15 protein-coding genes are annotated in these 17,181 nt (G+C 40.0%); 6 read left to right on the top strand and 9 right to left on the bottom strand.

Going from position 1 to position 17,181, the window contains the following annotated elements; genetic code table 11:
* Nucleotides 1–7: 7 nt before the first annotated feature.
* From mraY to mraZ, 6 genes are read right to left on the bottom strand one after another with little or no spacing between them, the layout of a single operon-like run.
* Nucleotides 8–1,249 (bottom strand): phospho-N-acetylmuramoyl-pentapeptide-transferase, encoded by a 1,242-nt coding sequence (gene mraY, locus V5N63_RS05770; RefSeq protein WP_088468436.1) that lies wholly within the window; start codon nt 1,247–1,249, stop codon nt 8–10.
* Nucleotides 1,250–1,287: 38 nt separating this feature from the next.
* Nucleotides 1,288–2,748 carry a UDP-N-acetylmuramoyl-L-alanyl-D-glutamate--2,6-diaminopimelate ligase gene (locus tag V5N63_RS05765; RefSeq protein WP_332033188.1) on the bottom strand — a complete coding sequence of 487 codons (1,461 nt, stop codon included), beginning with the start codon at nt 2,746–2,748 and terminating at the stop codon, nt 1,288–1,290.
* 42 nt (nt 2,749–2,790) lie between these two features.
* Nucleotides 2,791–4,782 (bottom strand): penicillin-binding transpeptidase domain-containing protein, encoded by a 1,992-nt coding sequence (locus V5N63_RS05760; protein WP_332027753.1) that lies wholly within the window; start codon nt 4,780–4,782, stop codon nt 2,791–2,793.
* A complete protein-coding gene (locus V5N63_RS05755; RefSeq protein WP_088468438.1) occupies nt 4,766–5,131 on the bottom strand; it encodes an FtsL-like putative cell division protein in 366 nt (121 codons plus the stop codon). The genes V5N63_RS05760 and V5N63_RS05755 overlap by 17 nt, the downstream gene beginning before the upstream one ends.
* 32 nt (nt 5,132–5,163) lie before the next feature.
* On the bottom strand, nt 5,164–6,057 hold the full coding sequence (rsmH, locus tag V5N63_RS05750) for a 16S rRNA (cytosine(1402)-N(4))-methyltransferase RsmH (RefSeq protein WP_088468439.1): 894 nt from the start codon (nt 6,055–6,057) through the stop codon (nt 5,164–5,166).
* Between the two features lie 51 nt (nt 6,058–6,108).
* Nucleotides 6,109–6,579 carry a division/cell wall cluster transcriptional repressor MraZ gene (gene mraZ, locus V5N63_RS05745; protein ID WP_088468440.1) on the bottom strand — a complete coding sequence of 157 codons (471 nt, stop codon included), beginning with the start codon at nt 6,577–6,579 and terminating at the stop codon, nt 6,109–6,111.
* A gap of 250 nt (nt 6,580–6,829) precedes the next feature.
* Here mraZ and V5N63_RS05740 point away from each other — a divergent pair, with 250 nt between their 5' ends.
* From V5N63_RS05740 to V5N63_RS05715, 6 genes are all read left to right on the top strand, one after another.
* Complete coding sequence (locus V5N63_RS05740; RefSeq protein ID WP_332033187.1) at nt 6,830–7,594, top strand: alpha/beta fold hydrolase; 765 nt, start codon at nt 6,830–6,832, stop codon at nt 7,592–7,594.
* 56 nt (nt 7,595–7,650) lie between these two features.
* Entirely contained in the window at nt 7,651–8,271 is a 621-nt protein-coding gene (gene yihA / locus V5N63_RS05735; RefSeq protein ID WP_332033186.1) for a ribosome biogenesis GTP-binding protein YihA/YsxC, read from the top strand.
* Nucleotides 8,271–8,732 (top strand): GNAT family N-acetyltransferase, encoded by a 462-nt coding sequence (locus V5N63_RS05730; RefSeq protein WP_332033185.1) that lies wholly within the window; start codon nt 8,271–8,273, stop codon nt 8,730–8,732. Before yihA ends, V5N63_RS05730 begins: the two co-directional genes overlap by 1 nt.
* A 138-nt stretch (nt 8,733–8,870) precedes the next feature.
* Nucleotides 8,871–10,235, top strand: a complete 1,365-nt coding sequence (locus V5N63_RS05725; protein WP_332033184.1) for a T9SS type A sorting domain-containing protein — start codon at nt 8,871–8,873, stop codon at nt 10,233–10,235.
* 113 nt (nt 10,236–10,348) lie between these two features.
* Nucleotides 10,349–12,487 (top strand): S46 family peptidase, encoded by a 2,139-nt coding sequence (locus V5N63_RS05720; protein WP_332033183.1) that lies wholly within the window; start codon nt 10,349–10,351, stop codon nt 12,485–12,487.
* 86 nt (nt 12,488–12,573) lie between these two features.
* On the top strand, nt 12,574–13,215 hold the full coding sequence (locus V5N63_RS05715) for a DUF3267 domain-containing protein (RefSeq protein WP_332033182.1): 642 nt from the start codon (nt 12,574–12,576) through the stop codon (nt 13,213–13,215).
* Here V5N63_RS05715 and msrA read toward each other — a convergent pair.
* The 3 genes from msrA to V5N63_RS05700 form a co-directional block, all read right to left on the bottom strand.
* A complete protein-coding gene (gene msrA / locus V5N63_RS05710) occupies nt 13,166–13,816 on the bottom strand; it encodes a peptide-methionine (S)-S-oxide reductase MsrA (RefSeq protein ID WP_332033181.1) in 651 nt (216 codons plus the stop codon). The genes V5N63_RS05715 and msrA overlap by 50 nt on opposite strands.
* Before the next feature lie 404 nt (nt 13,817–14,220).
* Nucleotides 14,221–15,189, bottom strand: coding sequence for an ROK family protein (locus V5N63_RS05705; protein ID WP_332033180.1), 969 nt, complete (start codon nt 15,187–15,189; stop codon nt 14,221–14,223).
* Between the two features lie 106 nt (nt 15,190–15,295).
* On the bottom strand, nt 15,296–17,181 hold a 1,886-nt coding region (locus tag V5N63_RS05700; RefSeq protein WP_442905781.1), incomplete at its 5' end, for a preprotein translocase subunit SecA.

Raw genomic sequence — 17,181 nt, 5'->3', positions numbered from 1 at the left:
CCTGTCGCTATCTCACTTTTAAAGTAATTAAACAGATAATCGCAAATAGAACCCCAATAATGATCATTCGGTTCACGATTTTGCTCTCGTGATAACCTTCTTTTTGGTAATGATGGTGAAGGGGCGACATTTTGAAAAGTCTGTTATTCTGGGCATACTCGAGCCCATATTTTCTTTTTCTGTATTTGAAAACTGCCACTTGAAGCATCACAGAAATATTTTCGACAACGAAAATACCGCATAGCACAGGGATCATAAGCTCTTTTCTCAGGATAATGGCTAAAACAGCAATTATGCCGCCCAGCATTAGACTGCCTGTGTCGCCCATAAATACCTGAGCCGGATAGGTATTGTACCAGAAAAAACCAATCACCGCACCCACGAGGGCCAGAGCGAAAATGGTAGCTTCACCCATATTCGGGAGGAACATGATGTTGAGGTAGTCTGCAAAAATAATATTCCCGGAAATGTAGGCAAAAAAGGCCAGTGTAAGCAGGATGACGACACTTGTTCCCGCAGCAAGTCCATCGATGCCATCTGTAATATTGGCGCCGTTGGAAACCGCAGTTACTATGAAAATTACCATTGGAATAAATACGATCCAGGCCCATTCGTGGGCATCTTCGGGACTCATCCAGAAGAGTATTCCGCTGTAGTCGAATTCATTATTTTTAACGAAAGGTACTGTGGAAACGGTAGCTTTTTCCGTGGGCATGAAGTTTTTTTCGATGTTATTACGGTTGATTTCTTTGGCGTCAGCATATTTTCTTTTTACCGTAACATCGGGATGAAAATACATGAGCACTCCCACGATCAATCCCAAACCAACCTGCCCGATCACTTTGAATTTTCCGCTTAAGCCATCTTTATTTTTCTTTATTTTCTTCAGATAATCATCAATGAAACCTATAACGCCCATCCACACCACCGAAACGATGAGTAATAGAATGTAAATGTTCATTATTTTGGTGAAGAGCAAAACCGGAATCAGGGTAGCCAGAATGATGATGAGTCCTCCCATTGTTGGCGTGCCTTCTTTTTGCTTCTGTCCTTCTAAACCCAGATCACGAACCAGTTCCCCCATCTGCTGTTTGCGGAGGTAATTGATGATTTTTTTTCCGTAAACCAAAGCGATAATCAGTGACAGCAAAACCGCCATTCCAGCACGGAAAGAAATAAATCTGAACATACCGAGTCCCGGAACGTGAACCCCGATGCTGGTAAAATATTCGTAGAGATAGTATAACATTTTCTTTGGTTTTCGGTTAATAATTTAATTCTCGCAAATTATTTCGACATTAATTTTGCGAGTTCCATAATGGTTTCTTTATCATCAAAATGATGTTTTACGCCATTGATTTCCTGATAATCTTCGTGCCCTTTTCCGGCAAGAAGGATGATGTCTCTCGGTTCCGCAAATTTAATCGCCATTTTTATGGCTTCTTTACGGTCGGGAATCGAGGTGTATTTGCTGAAATTCTGCGGTTCCACACCTGCTTCAATTTCTTTGATAATTGCCGCCGGATCTTCAGTTCTTGGATTATCGCTTGTGATGATGGCCAGCGTTGATTTTCTTGTTGCAATTTTGCCCATTTCGGGACGTTTTGCATGATCACGGTCACCGCCACAGCCGAAAATCGTAATAAGTCTTTCGTTTTTTGTGCGGATATCGTTGATGGAATCTAAAATATTTTCGAGTGCGTCGGGCGTGTGCGCATAGTCGATAACAAAGAAAATTCCGCTGTCGGATTTCAGGGTTTCAAAACGTCCCTTTACTTTTTTCAGCGTTGAGATGGTTTTCAGTACATCTTCTTCATGAAAACCGCTTTCGATCGCAACTGCATAAGCCAGCAGCAGGTTGTAAACATTGAATTTCCCGGTCAAGGTGGTCCAGAATTCTCTACCGCCAAAATTCAGCAGCATCCCATTGAAATCTGCTTCCAGAATTCTGCCGTGGTAATTTGCCATGGTTTTCAGCGCGTAAGTTTTTTGCGTTGCTTTTGTATTCTGAAGCATCACAGTTCCGTTTTTGTCATCAATGTTGGTGATGGCAATGGCTTCCGGATTCAGATCATCAAAAAACCTTTTTTTGGTTTTGAGGTATTCGCTGAAGGTTTTATGATAGTCTAAATGATCGTGAGAAATATTGGTAAATCCAGCAATTTTAAAATTCAGACCTTCAGTTCTGTTCTGGTGAATTCCGTGCGAAGAAACTTCCATAAAGGCATATTCACAGCCCACTTCAACCGCTTTTGCCAGTATTTGGTTTAATCGTACAATATCGGGTGTGGTGTGCGTTGACGGAATGATTTCGTCCCCAATTCGGTATTCTACCGTAGAAATTAAAGCGGAATTAAATCCTAAATTCTTGAAAATATCGAACAAAAGGGTAGTAACCGAAGTTTTCCCGTTCGTGCCTGTAATTCCAATCAAACTGAGTTTTTCTGAAGGATTTCCGTAAAAATTTGAAGCCAGCTGACCCAAAGTTTTCGAAGCAACTTTCACCTGAATGTAAGTGATTTCTGGATAAAGATTCTCTGGCAGAACTTCGCAAACAATCGCTATGGCACCTTTTGCGATGGCCGCATCAATAAAAGAATGTCCGTCGGAAACTGTTCCTCTCACAGCCACATACAGTGAATCTTCCACAGCTTTACGGCTGTCGAAAACGATTTCCGAAATCTCCGGGTTTTTACGTCCGGAAATTTCAAGTACGGGGATTCTGTTCAATAACGCTTCTAAATTCATTTTATATTTCAGGGACAAGCCTTGCAGCCTGTTCCAGTTTTTTTAATTCTGTAAACTCAGGTAAATTCTTTGGTTTTTCTTAATCGTGGTGCCTTCCACGGGAAACTGTTCTTTAATGCGTCCAACACCTTTGTAATCAACTCTATAGCCTTGGTTTTCAAGTTGGGGAATTACGTTTTTCCCGATGAGTCCTACTACTTTCGGCATCTGTTTACCTGTGACAGCGATTTTTTCGGTTCGTTCCACCATTTTGCTGAGATCAACTTTTTTGTCAACCAGCATTTCTCTTTCAATATTTTGCGGCGTTTTCAGAAAGGTTTTTCCTGCAATTTCTTTAAAAACCGGAGCGGCTACAGTTGATCCGTAATAACTTTTAGATTTATCTGGCTGATTAACCATCACAATGCAAGTATATTTGGGATTGTCGGAAGGGTAGAATCCGGCAAAACTCGCCTGATATTTTGCGGGACCGGGTTTCCAGTATTCGAATCTTGCGGTTCCTGTTTTTCCGGCCATTTTCAGGTTCGGGGTGAAAATACTTCTTGCCGTACCTTTTTCAACGGCTTTAGTCAGCGCGTTGGTCATCATTGTAATTGCTTTTTCAGAAGCCATTTTTTTAACCATAACTTCTGGTTGAGCGGAATACAGAATCTGCCCGTCTTTCATGATTTTATCAATGAAAAGTGGTTTCAGCATTTTACCTTTGTTGGCGATTCCGTTATAGAATGTGGTAAGCTGCAGCAGATTGAATCGTGAGGAGTATCCATAAGAAAGTGAAGCCAGTGTCGCAGCGTTCCATCTTTTGTTTTCTGGGGTTACAATGAAAGGTTTGGTGATTCCGGGAAGCTCAATGTCCATTTTTTCGAACATTTTCCATCTCTTTAAGTGATCCAGAAAAACCTGTGGTTTATCGGCGTAATATTGGGTAATGAGTTTCGCTGACCCTACGTTGCTGGATTTTGCCAGAACATCGGCTATTTCATAAACTCCACCGCCATGACCGTCGGAAATTCTCTGCTTGGCATACGTCCACACGCCATTTCCAACATTTACTGTGGTGTTTTCATCAATAAAACCATCATCCATTGCGGCTAACAGCGACACCGTTTTGAAGGTTGAACCAGGTTCGGTGGCGTCTTTAAGTGCGTAATTATAGGAATCCACATACATTCCGGGTTCGGTACGCTTTAGGTTGACCATTGCTTTCACTTTGCCTGTAGCGACTTCCATTACCAATACAGAACCGTGGTCTGCATCGAAATTGATGAGTTGTTTTTCGAGTGCTGAATGCGCAATATCCTGAATGCGTAAATCGATCGTGGTGTATACATCCTGGCCGTCTACAGGTTCCTTAACTTTCCAGTAATCAATGGGTTTCCACTGGCTGGAGTTTACACGCTGCTCCAGGCGGGTTCCGTTGACTCCTGTCATGTATTTGGAGAAGGCGCCTTCCAAACCAGATTTTGTAACGCCGTTATCCATTCCAATAGTCCCGGCGCCGATCTGCGTTGTGGCGAGTTCTCGTTTAAAATTCCGGTCAACGATAAATCCACCGCGGTTTTTTCCTTTTTTGAAAATCGGGAACTTACGGATTCGATCGTATTCATCGAAATCAAGGCCTTTTACCAAAGAATAATATTGGTTGTTTGCTTTTTTCTGCTGATCGAGGCGGTCTCTGAAATAACTTCGCGGCTTTCCGAACATTTTGGAAAGAGAATCTGTTAAAGCGCCGATATTGTTGGAGTAAACTGTATCTTTTATTGTTTTGAAATCGAGAAAAACATCATAACGCATTACCGTAGTGGCGAGAATGGAACCGTCCGCAGCATAAAGATTTCCGCGCGCAGCTTTTAAAGTAGCTTCACGATAATTTTTACTGATGTAATCGTCTTTAATTTCCTGAACATTAGTGTTTTGAAGAATAAGAATCCGGCCTAAAAACACCACAAAAAGGATGAAGGCTGCCCCGGCAAAAAGGTAGCCCCATCTCAAAGTTTTTGAGCGCTTATTTTCGAATTCATTGAGTACTGCCATCTGTACTGTCTAATTTTATCAATAATTTGTGTGGGTGGTTTTCCAGAGATAAAAGGGAATCTTCCACCATTTCCTTGCCTAGTTCCGATTCCAGTTTTACTTTAATCAACCGGCTTTGTGCGTATGCGTTTCTCGACTTATATTCTTCAGTCTGTTCTTTTAATTCATTTACCAATTCAATTTTTTTACTCACCAAATGGTTACTGTAAATCATAATCATCAAAAGCAGAAAAATCAGCAGAAAGTACCGGTAATGAATTTTCACTTCATCACGGTTCAGAAAATTTCCCTTTATGATGTCAATAAAGGTTAATTTTTTCTGGGGGCGATATGTTTGTTTTTTTGCCATTGATCTGATGAATGTGATCACTCATCTTTAATTTATATTTTTATTCCAACCCGCATTTTTGCACTTCTTGCACGGGAATTTTCTTCTATTTCTGCGTGATCCGGCACAATTGCCTTGCTCTGAAGCAGATTAAATGCTTTTGCATAATTTCCGTAGATATCGCGCTCGGGTTCACCCTCGAACATGCCGTTCTTCAGGAAACGCTTTACCAGTCTGTCTTCCAGAGAATGATATGAGATTACGACCAGTCTGCCTTCGGGTTTCAATATTTTATATGCCTGAAGGAGCATTTCTTTTAGCACCTCCAACTCCTGATTTACTTCAATTCGGATGGCCTGAAAAACCTGAGCGAAAAACTTATTCTGTTTGAATGCCGGGATGTAGCTAAAGAGTTTTTTCAGATCCTCTGTGGTTTCAATAGGTTTTATTTTTCTGTGGTGCACAATTTCGCGCGCCAGTTTTCTGGATTCCCGTAAGTCGCCGTAATAGTAAAAAATATTGGCGAGCTGTTCTTCTTCGTATTCGTTAATGATTTTTTTGGCGTCCAGAACCTGCATCACATTCATCCGCATATCCAGCGGTGCATTGCTTCTTGTAGAAAAACCGCGTTCTGCTTCATCAAACTGATGGGACGATACGCCTAAATCTGCCAGAATTCCGTCTACCTTATTAATACCATAAACCAGTAGGGAATTTTCTAAAAACCTGAAATTCTGATTGATGAGGGTAAATCTTTCGTCTTCAATAGTGTTTTTAAGTGCGTCCAGATCCTGGTCAAAACTGAAAAGTCTGCCTTTCGGTGAAAGTCTTTTCAGGATTTCCCGGGAATGCCCACCACCACCGAAAGTAACATCAACGTAAATCCCGTCAGGATTCGTTACCAAATCATCAACACTTTTCTTCAACAAAACAGGATTGTGATACATTCTATATTATATTAAGGTGAAGTGGCCGCTGCACACTACGTTTTGGAATAATTATTCTTCCTGATCATCAAAACTGATGTCTCCCATTACCTCTTCGGCAAGTTTCGCAAAATCTTCTTCCGAAGTGGCAATTACCGCTTCATAAGCTTCTTTGTCCCAAATCTCGAAAAGCGAGCCGGCACTGGTAATCACAATTTCTTTTTTTAGATTTGCAAAAAGGGTTAAATCTTTAGAAATCTGTAATCTGCCTGCGTTATCGGGTTCTACAGTTTTCAGGCCCGCGGTAAACTGGCGGATGAAATCTGCATTTCTTTTCTGAAAACGGTTCAGCTTATTAATTTTTTCCATCAGTTTTTCCCAACCCGACATTGGATAAACCTCGAGGCAGGATTGGAATACGGAACGCTTGACTACAAAAGAATCTCCGCCAAAATTCTCCATCTGTTTTACCAATGATGAAGGGAGTTTTAGGCGACCCTTGTCGTCGATTTTACATTCATATGTGCCGATGAAATTCTTCATTTGGGACAAATTTATATAAAAATTTCTAAAAGCTCCCACTTTTTCCCACTTTTTGACTTAATGTTAATAAGTTTTGATTGTTAATACTAAACAGCTGATTAAAAAGAAGTTAACATATTATTGGATTTATGAAAAATAAATTGAAAAACTCTCATCTTTTTCTTTGAAATTTATTTTTATTATAAATTCATTCATGTAAATAATAGTTGGTCTTTAATTTGTATTTTTGCAGTGCTTAGTAAGCATTTCTATGAGATTTATTACGAAAAAAGAAAAAAAATACTCTTTCATTGAGGCTGGAGAAGGTCACCCGCTGATTCTTCTGCATGGATTAATGGGAGGTTTGAGTAATTTTGATAAAACGGTAAAATATTTTTCCGAACGCGGGTACAAGGTCTTTGTACCGGTGCTTCCTATTTATGACTTACCGGTTTTGCACACCAATCTTACTACAATTGCAAAATATGTCGCCAAATTCATTGAAGAAAAAACTGATGAGCCAGTAACGATCGTAGGAAATTCGATGGGTGGACATATTGGGCTGATCCTTACGCTTGCCCGCCCAGAGCTTGTTGCCAACTTAGTCTTAACAGGCAGTTCTGGTCTGTATGAAAGAACTTTCGGTGACAGTTTTCCACGCAAATCTGATAAAGAATATATAAGGAAGAAAACAGAAGAAGTCTTCTATGACCCGACTGTAGCGACAGACGAATTGGTAGATGAGGTTTTTGCTGTAGTGAATGATAGAATGAAGGGAATAAAAACAGTAATGCTTGCCAGAAGCGCAATAAAGCACAACATGCTGCACGATTTACCGAAAATTAAAACACCTGTTTGTTTAATCTGGGGCAAAGATGATAACGTGACACCACCTGATGTAGCAGTAGATATGCATAAATTCTTACCAAATTCTGATTTATACTGGATCGAAAAATGTGGTCACGCCGCCATGATGGAAAAGCCAGATGAGTTTAACGAAATCCTTTACAGCTGGCTGAAGAAAATAGAAAAATAAAATGGAGGTTTTTAACTTCCATTTTTTATTTAATTAAATTTGAAAAAAATAATAAAATGATTATCAAGACAGCAGAGTTTATAAAAAGCAGCGGAAGATGGCAGGATTGCCCGGAAGCTGTGCTGCCGGAATATGCTTTTATCGGACGGTCTAATGTTGGGAAATCCTCTCTAATCAATGCAATGCTGAATCATAAGGACCTTGCCAAAACATCGCAGACTCCTGGAAAGACCCAGTTAATCAATCATTTTATAATCAACGAAGCGTGGTATCTTACCGATTTGCCAGGTTATGGGTACGCCCGTGTTTCGAAAAGTATGAGAAAAGATTTCGAAAAACTGATTAACAATTATATATTGAACCGAAAAAATCTTGTCAACCTTTTTGTGTTGGTAGATGTAAGACATACACCACAGAAAATCGACCTTGAATTTATAGAATGGTGTGGCGAGAACGGAGTTCCTTTCTCCATTGTATTTACAAAAGCGGATAAACTCAAACCAAACGCCGTACTGGCTAATGTAGAAGAGTACAAAAAGGAACTTCTGAAAACATGGGAAGACCTGCCTGAAATTTACATAACATCGGCGGAGAAAAAAGAAGGAGGCGACGCAATTTTGAAATTCATCGCCGAAACTAACGCATTTCTGGAAAACAATAAAGTAAACTTTCTGTAATGCAAACAATTCATTGGAAAATTAAGTCTTTCACAGAACTTTCAGTGACGGAATTATATGAAATTTTAAGAATCCGGCAGGCTGTATTTGTTGTTGAACAGACATGTAATTATTTGGATGCTGATGGTTACGATGATAAAGCAGTGCATCTGTGGGCCGAGACTAACGGCGAAATTTTAGCTTACTGCAGGCTTTTCGATTCAGGAATTAAATATCAGGAAGCATCTATAGGTCGTGTTTTAACGAATTCCAACTACAGAAATCTGAGGTTGGGGAAAACGCTTATGAAATTTGCACTTTTTATTATTGAAGCCCGATTTCGCGCAGGAGATGTAAGAATTTCTGCACAGGATTATCTTTTAAAGTTTTATTCGGAATTTGGATTTCAGGATACCGGGAAAAAATATCTGGAAGATGATATTCCTCACACGGAGATGTTAAAATCTTATAAATATGTCTAATTTTTTCTTTTAAGTTCTTTAAAACAAGATTCACCATTTAGCATCAAAATTATCTTTAAGGTAAAAAAATGGCAATATAGTTTGTGTATTATTTCGGATTTGTATAATTTTACAAAAAATCATTAAACTTTAAAGATTATGAAAAAAATTTTACTCACTGGCTTTGCGCTAGTTTCTATGCTATCTCAGGCTCAATCTTGGGTTCCTCAGGGAACCAAATTCCCTCTGAATTTTGGTGTTGATGAGATTGATATTGTAGATGCAAACACGGTATGGATATTTGCATACGACGGCTCCGGAGCCGGGACATATCCTAAGATTGTTTCGCGTACGACTAATGGCGGCACTACGTGGACTGCTAACAATATCACTGGCCCAGGATCAAATACTCTTGTGTCCGATTTGTCAGCTATTGACGGAAATACCGCATGGGTAGTAACCGCACCGGCTTCAGCAGGAACTAATGCCAACAGAATCTGGAAAACTACAAACGGAGGTACTAGCTGGACGCAGCAAACCGTAGGCTATACCTCTGGATCATTTGCGAATCATATTTACTTCTGGGATGCAAATAATGGATGGACAAGTGGTGACCCATTAAACGGGAAATTCGAAATGTTCAAAACATCTAATGGAGGTTCAACATGGACGGCAGTTCCCGGCGCGCCAGTACCTGTAAACGGTGATGATTTTACTTACGTTGGTCTTAAGGAAGTTGTTGGTGATAATATATGGATTGGTACCAGCGTAGGCCGAATTCTGCACTCTCCCGATAGAGGAAACACCTGGACCGGAAACTATAGCCCCGTGCTTGACTTTGGTGGAGTAATTACTTCCGGATCTTCTGGAGCCTTTGCTTTTAAAGATGCTAATAACGGACTTTTACTTGCAGTGGACGGAGCTGACTCTCCTACTACATTATCTGCCGGTCTCTATTCAACAAATGACGGAGGGGTAACATGGGATCCAGTTACACCCAACGGGACATGGTTCTTCGGTGATATTGCCTATGTACCTGGTACAGCTAATACCTATGTAACAACTGGTATCAACTCTGCTGCAGCACAAGGTACCGGATCTGCATATTCTACTGACGGAGGTTTAAACTGGACAATCATTGATAATATTCCTGGAATCGATGGGGGACAGAGAGGGAAGGTATCTTTCCTTAATCCTACAACCGGCTGGACAGGATATTTCTCTGACGGACCTTCAGGAACTCAGGGAATCTTCAAATTCAATGGAAACTTGGCACTTGGGGTTTCTGATAACGCAGTTAAGTCTAACTTAAAAGTTTATCCTAACCCGGCAACTGATATCGTAAATATTTCTTCTAACAAGAAGATTGAGAACATTTCAGTTATTGATATGACCGGTAAAAAAGTTCAGTCCTTTAAAGCAGGTAACCAAATCAATGTCTCTTCTTTAGCTAAAGGAACTTACATTCTTCAGGTATATTATGGAGAAGGTGCTGTAGAAAACACTAAACTTATCAAAAAATAGTTTGGTAGTAATATTATAATAAGGAATGGATGAGGGTTACTCATCCATTTTTTTTTGAGAAAAGCTGTATTTGAAATGATTTTCATAAATTAGCCTACTAAATAATTTTATAAATGAAAAGAATTTTTTTACTGCTCACATTCATGATGAGCTTTGTTCAGTTAAGAGCCGATGAAGGGATGTGGCTGATGACAATGATCAAGAGACTTAACGGTGTTGACCTTAAAAAGCAAGGTCTGAAGCTTACTCCTGAAGAAATTTATTCTGTCAACAATTCCAGCCTGAAGGATGCAATTGTGCAGTTCGGTGGTGGTTGTACTGCCGAGATGGTTTCTAAAGAAGGTTTACTCTTTACAAATCACCACTGTGGATACGGACAAATCGCTGCACTTTCAACTCCGGAAAAAGACCATTTAACCAACGGGTTCTGGGCCATGAAAAAAAGTGAAGAACTCCCTGCAAAAGGCCTATCCGTAAGATTTTTGGTGAGAATGGATGATGTTACCAAGCGTATTAACGATAAGCTTAATAACAATATGTCTGCAGACCAAAGAAAAGAAATTATCGATGCAGAATACAAAGCCATCCAGACTGAAAATTCAGAAAACGGAAAATACAGCGTTGTGGTTAGAGATTTCTTCAACGGAAACGAGTTTTATTATTTTGTTTATCAGGATTTTAAAGATGTAAGATTGGTAGGGACACCTCCAAACGCTTTAGGTAAATTCGGTGGTGATACCGATAACTGGGAGTGGCCAAGGCATACCGCAGATTTCTCTGTATTCAGAGTATATGCAGATGCAAACGGGAATCCGGCTGAATATTCTCCGAACAACGTTCCTATGAAGCCTAAGCACGCGCTTCCGATTTCACTTAAAGGTTATAAACCTGGCGATTTCGCGATGATTGTTGGTTTCCCTGGAAGAACAAACAGATACCTTACCTCTTTCGGAATCGAGCAGATGGTAAATAAAGATTATCCGGCTTGGGTTGAAGCTTCAAAACTTGCCATGGATGTTATGAAAAAGTATATGGATGCAGATCAGGCAACGAAGCTTAACTATGCTTCCCAATATGCTTCTGTGGCAAATTACTGGAAAAACCGACAGGGTACCATCGACGCCGTGATTAAAAACGGAACTATCAGCGGTAAAAAAGATTTGGAAGCCAAATTCATGAAATGGGCAATATTACCTGCAAACGAAGTAATGTATTCAGGAGTTTTGGATAATATCAAAGCCAATTATGCGCAGTTCTCTAACAGAAATGTTGAAAGAAATTATTCTTCACAACTTCAGAGAAACGCAAAATATATCCCGGTGGCCTACCAGTTAGGTTCTTTATTGAAAACCTATGCAGATCAGGATGCCAACGGAAAAGCTGCGATGAAAACCAAAGTTACCGATGCAATCGACAGAATGTACGACGGATTCAATGCTAAGCTTGAAGGAGAAATGCTGAATTCAATGGTCAACCTTTACCAACAGCGAGTTAGTAAAGACGATGCGTCAGCAACCCTAATGGCTGCTGATGCGAAAAACCTTTCAACACTTGCGTTTTCTTCAATTTTCGCAACCAAAGAATCTGCTTTGAATTTTGTAAACAATCCGGACCGGTTGAAAATCGACGCAGATCCGCTTCTGAAACTGGCAAACGGATTCTATACAGACCAAAAATTAGCAGGTGATAAATATGCTAAAGTAGATGAAGCTTTTGCTAAAAACAGCAGAATTTTCTTAGATGGATTAAGAAAATCCCAGCCTGATACCGTATTCTATCCGGATGCAAACTCTACCATGAGACTTACCACAGGATCTGTTGATACACTGCCTGTAAGAAGCGACCGTAATTATGGTGGAATAAACGAAAAGAACAACTATTACACAGAAATTAACGGAATGGTTGCGAAATATAAAAAAGGAGATGAAGAATTTGATCTTCCACAGGACTTCCTGGATTTAGTGAAGAGAAAAGACTTTGGCCAGTATGCCGATAAAAAAGGTTTCATGCCGGTAAACTTCCTTTCAAATAACGATATTACAGGAGGTAACTCTGGTTCTCCAATTCTTAACGGACACGGACACTTAATCGGTCTTGCATTCGACGGAAACAGTGAAGCGCTTAGCGGTGATATCATCTTCGATCCTAAACTTCAGAAAACCATCAACGTTGATGTAAGAATGGTGCTTTGGATCATCGAAAAATACGGTAAAGCAGGTCACCTGATCAGTGAAATGACTTTAGTGAAATAATTAAATTTCAATATGTACTCAGCCCACCGAAATATTGGTGGGTTTTTTTGTGAAATATTTCTTAATTTACACACTTAATACATCATATGAACTTCGAAAACTTTGTGAAGGAAGATAAAATCATTGATTTAATGAAAGCTAATTTGGTCGCATTGAAATACTTGGTGCTATTTGCGATCATTTTTTCGGTCCCGTTTTTCATCATCTGGCAGAACGGTTTTTCCGCTAATTTATTCAGCAGCAACCATAAATTGTGGAATTTATTTGCACCTGTAGCAGGAGTGATTTTGGGAATAGTAATTCACGAAATGATCCACGGTATTTTCTTCGCGATGTATGCTCAAAAGGGTTTCAGCGCTGTGAAATTTGGAATCCTATGGAAAATGCTAACTCCTTATTGCCATTGCAAAGAACCTCTGAAGATTAAGCATTACATCATCGCTCTACTGGCTCCTTTGGTTTTATTGGGTATAATTCCGGGAATCATCAGTTTAATTACCGGTAATTTAATGCTTCTTGTGTTTGGGATCTTTTTTTCAGCTGCAGCCGCAGGAGATTTAATGATTTATCAGTTAATTATAAAGGAAATCCTGAAGACTATGTTCAGGATCATCCGACAGAAGCTGGTTGCACCATCTTCAGACATCAATAAAACGGAGAATTTTCTCCGCTTTTTTATTATTCAGTATCCGCTTCCAGCATTCCAAGCTCGCCGTAATGTTTTTTGAATTTGGCAATCTTCGGCCCAACTACAGCGCTGCAGTAAGGCTGCGTAGGATTTGCATTGTAGTATCCTTGATGATACTGCTCTGCCGGCCAGAATTTCTCGAATTTTGCCAGTTCTGTAACATATTTTCCTTTCCATCTTTCTGAGGCTTCTGAGGCTTTTAACGCAGCTTCAGCTTTCTGTTTTTCAGCCTCATCCTTATAGAAAATCACCGACCGGTATTGGGTTCCGATATCGTTTCCCTGTCGGTTCAGCTGAGTAGGATCGTGTAGGAAAAAGAAAACATCCATCAGCTGTTCGTAAGAAATAATTTTTGGGTCGTAAGCAATTTGTACCACTTCAGCATGCCCGGTTTCGCCAGTGCAAACTTCTTCATAGGTCGGGTTCGCTTTATGTCCTCCGGAATATCCTGAAATTGCGGCATCCACGCCTTTCAGCATATTGAAACAACTTTCTACACACCAAAAACAGCCGCCACCGAAGGTGATATATTCTAAATTCTGTTTATCCATTTTCTGATTTTTTGTTAAAGGTTTCTTCGTCTCCTGGCCGTTGCAGGAAAACAAAATAAGACCCATCAAAAATACTAAAATCTTATTCATTTTTTAATAACGGTTTTCTATCATAAAAATTTTAATTTATAATGATGGTTAATGATGAATTGCGGTTAAATGCACATTGAGGTTAAAAAGCTCAAATTTCAGATCTGCAATTTCACAAATGATCCTCCAAGCCCCAAATTTGACCCTTTTACCCCCAAAAATGGGCCTCTTAACCCCAAAAATGAGGCTTTAAACCCCAAAAATGAGCCTCCCAACCCCAAACTTGAGGTTCGGAACCCCAAACATGAACCTCCCAACCCCAAATTTGAGCCTTAAAGCCGCAAATTTTCGGTAAACAACCTAAACCATGGGCGCTGGAACCTCAAAAGATTAGTTTGGTAAATCCAAATAAAAAAACATCCCGATAGTGAGATGTTCGTTAATATTATTAATGAAGAGTTATTTTATTTTTCCCAAACCAACGCGCTTGCACCAAGGATAGCGGCATCTGCTTCGTCTAATTCACTGAAAACCAATCTTACTTTGTTTCTGAAAATAGGTAAAAGGTTGCGCTCCATGTGGAGTTTAGTAGGTTTTAAGATGAAGTCTCCTGCTTTGATCACTCCACCGAAGAGAAGGATGGCTTCCGGTGAAGAAAACATTACGAAATTCGCTAAAGCTTCGCCTAATTTTTGTCCGGTATATCTGAATACTTCTATTGCAGTAGGATCGCCTTTCTTAGCGCATTCGTGTACGACTTTAGAATTAATTTCTTCTTCAGGATATTGATTCAGCATAGAATCTGGAAATTCTGCACGCATTTTTTTGGCGGTAATCGCGATTCCTGTTGCCGATGCATAAGCTTCCAAAGAACCTTCGGAACCGGTACTCCAATGTTTTCGTCCGCCGGGTTTTATGATAGTGTGTCCCAATTCTCCTGCGAATCCATCGTGTCCGTATATTAAATTTCCACCGGAAATAATTCCGCTTCCAACTCCTGTTCCCAATGTCATCATGATGAAATCTTTCATTCCTCTTGCTGCGCCAAACATCATTTCGCCTAGTGCTGCAGCGTTGGCATCGTTGGTCATTTTGCAGGGAAGTCCGAATTTTTTAGTCATGAGTTCTGCAAATGGAATAATACCTTTCCAGCGGAGGTTCGGAGCCTGTTCGATGGTTCCTGTATAATAATTTGCGTTGGGAGCACCCACACCAATACCGTCGAGTCTTGTTTGGTTGCTGTGTTTCTTCATCAAAGGCGACATTTTATTGTATAAAGCATCGATGAAGTCTTCAACTTTTTCGTATTCATCGGTCTTGAGGCTGCCTTTTTCAAGAATTTCTCCGCGGTGGTTCACAAAGCCATATTTGGTATTGGTTCCTCCAATATCGATTCCTAAAGCAATCTGTTTTGACAAGTCTATTAGTGCCATTCAAAAAAAAAATTTAGACTTTAAAAGTACAACAAATTCACATTACGTTAACAAAAAAACTTCCCCAAGAATGGAGAAGTTTAATGATATTATTCAGTTGTGCTGCTTATGCTGGAATTTCGCCTTTGTATAAAAAGGAAACGATTTCTTTGTTTACCCTTTCTACCATTTCGCTGAAAAGATAAAAAGATTCCTGCTTATAAATCACCAACGGATCTTTCTGTTCGTAAACCGCACCTTGTGAAGAACGTCTTAAGTCATCCATTTCTCTCAAGTGAAGCTTCCAGTTTTCATCGATAATAGCGAGTGAAATATTTTTCTCGAAATCATTGATTAAAGAATCGCATTTTGTTTCGTATGCTTCTTTCAGATCCGTAACAATAGTCATTGTTTTTACTCCATCGGTGAACGGAACCTGAATCATTTTAAACATAGAACCCTGATTTTGATATACATTCTCAATGATTGGGAATGATTTTTCTTTCAGAAGTTCCAGTTTCATACGGTAATCTTCTGTAGCGGCCTTGAATACGATATTGGTGAGTTCGGGAACCTGCTTTGTTTTGAATTCGTTTTCAGAAACCGGTGCTTCCATGGTGAAATACTTAATGATTTCGTACTCGAATTCTTTGTAGTCGTTTTCCAGTTTCGTTTTACTTACGATAGACTGAGATACGTCGAAAATCATGTTCGAAATATCGTATTTCAAGTGATCACCGAACAGTGCATTCTTTCTTCTTTTGTAGATTACGTCACGCTGTTTGTTCATTACGTCATCATACTCCAAAAGTCTTTTTCGGATGCCGAAGTTATTTTCCTCTACCTTTTTCTGAGCTCTTTCGATGGATTTCGAAATCATGCTGTGCTGAATTACTTCACCTTCTTTATGACCCATTCTGTCCATCATCTTCGCGATTCTCTCAGAACCGAAAAGACGCATCAGGTTATCTTCAAGCGAAACGTAGAACTGTGAGCTTCCCGGATCTCCCTGACGGCCCGCTCTACCTCTTAACTGGCGGTCAACACGTCTGGAGTCATGTCTTTCTGTACCGATGATTGCAAGACCGCCATTGGCTTTCACATCACCCTGCAGTTTAATGTCGGTACCACGACCTGCCATGTTGGTTGCAATCGTTACAACACCGGGACCACCGGCCATTGCTACAATTTCTGCTTCTTTAGCGTGAAGTTTCGCGTTCAGTACGTTGTGCTGAATTTTTCTTAACTGAAGTGCTCTTGAAAGCAACTGAGAGATTTCAACCGAAGTTGTTCCCACCAATACCGGTCTTCCGGCGGCGGTTAATCTTTCGATTTCTTCAATAACGGCATTGTATTTCTCACGGTTGGTTTTAAAAACAAGATCTTGCTTATCATCACGAAGAATCGGGCGGTTTGTTGGGATTACCACAACATCCAGTTTGTAAATCTGCCAAAGTTCGCTTGCCTCTGTTTCTGCAGTACCGGTCATCCCTGCAAGTTTGTTGTACATCCTGAAGTAATTCTGCAGGGTAATGGTTGCAAAGGTTTGGGTCGCCGCTTCTATTTTTACGTTTTCTTTCGCTTCGATCGCCTGGTGAAGTCCGTCGGAATATCGTCTTCCTTCCATAATACGGCCGGTTTGCTCATCTACAATTTTCACTTCGCCATCGATCACAACATATTCGTCATCTTTTTCGAATAATGTGTAGGCTTTCAGTAACTGGCTTAATGTATGAACTCTCTCAGATTTTACAGCAAACTCGCTGAAAAGTTTTTCCTTCGCTTCGAATTCTTCTTCTTTACTCAGGTTTTTTGATTCAAGTTCTGCGATTTCAGTACCGATATCATTTAACACGAAGAAATCTTTGTCCTCGTTTCCAGCGGACATGTATTCAACCCCTTTGTCGGTAAGATCAATTTGATTGTTTTTTTCGTCGATAACAAAGTAAAGGTCTTTATCAACCTTAGGCATATCGCGGTTGTTATCGGCCATATACTGTCCTTCAGTTTTCT

The organism is Kaistella sp. (genome assembly GCF_032060305.1).
Classification (GTDB): Bacteria; Bacteroidota; Bacteroidia; order Flavobacteriales; family Weeksellaceae; genus Kaistella; species Kaistella yananensis.
Note: the sequence above shows the minus strand (reverse complement) of the source record. Positions and strands in the feature narration are given on the sequence as shown.

What these genes read in the sequence shown, in the direction of transcription:
- V5N63_RS05755 (WP_088468438.1), bottom strand. Translation starts at nt 5,131, where the DNA reads ATGGCAAAAAAACAAACATATCGCCCCCAGAAAAAATTAACCTTTATT.
- msrA (WP_332033181.1), bottom strand. Translation starts at nt 13,816, where the DNA reads ATGAATAAGATTTTAGTATTTTTGATGGGTCTTATTTTGTTTTCCTGC.
- yihA (WP_332033186.1), top strand. Translation starts at nt 7,651, where the DNA reads ATGATTATCAAGACAGCAGAGTTTATAAAAAGCAGCGGAAGATGGCAG.
- V5N63_RS05730 (WP_332033185.1), top strand. Translation starts at nt 8,271, where the DNA reads ATGCAAACAATTCATTGGAAAATTAAGTCTTTCACAGAACTTTCAGTG.
- V5N63_RS05760 (WP_332027753.1), bottom strand. Translation starts at nt 4,782, where the DNA reads ATGGCAGTACTCAATGAATTCGAAAATAAGCGCTCAAAAACTTTGAGA.
- V5N63_RS05725 (WP_332033184.1), top strand. Translation starts at nt 8,871, where the DNA reads ATGAAAAAAATTTTACTCACTGGCTTTGCGCTAGTTTCTATGCTATCT.
- V5N63_RS05765 (WP_332033188.1), bottom strand. Translation starts at nt 2,748, where the DNA reads ATGAATTTAGAAGCGTTATTGAACAGAATCCCCGTACTTGAAATTTCC.
- V5N63_RS05740 (WP_332033187.1), top strand. Translation starts at nt 6,830, where the DNA reads ATGAGATTTATTACGAAAAAAGAAAAAAAATACTCTTTCATTGAGGCT.
- rsmH (WP_088468439.1), bottom strand. Translation starts at nt 6,057, where the DNA reads ATGTATCACAATCCTGTTTTGTTGAAGAAAAGTGTTGATGATTTGGTA.
- mraY (WP_088468436.1), bottom strand. Translation starts at nt 1,249, where the DNA reads ATGTTATACTATCTCTACGAATATTTTACCAGCATCGGGGTTCACGTT.
- V5N63_RS05715 (WP_332033182.1), top strand. Translation starts at nt 12,574, where the DNA reads ATGAACTTCGAAAACTTTGTGAAGGAAGATAAAATCATTGATTTAATG.
- V5N63_RS05705 (WP_332033180.1), bottom strand. Translation starts at nt 15,189, where the DNA reads ATGGCACTAATAGACTTGTCAAAACAGATTGCTTTAGGAATCGATATT.
- V5N63_RS05720 (WP_332033183.1), top strand. Translation starts at nt 10,349, where the DNA reads ATGAAAAGAATTTTTTTACTGCTCACATTCATGATGAGCTTTGTTCAG.
- mraZ (WP_088468440.1), bottom strand. Translation starts at nt 6,579, where the DNA reads ATGAAGAATTTCATCGGCACATATGAATGTAAAATCGACGACAAGGGT.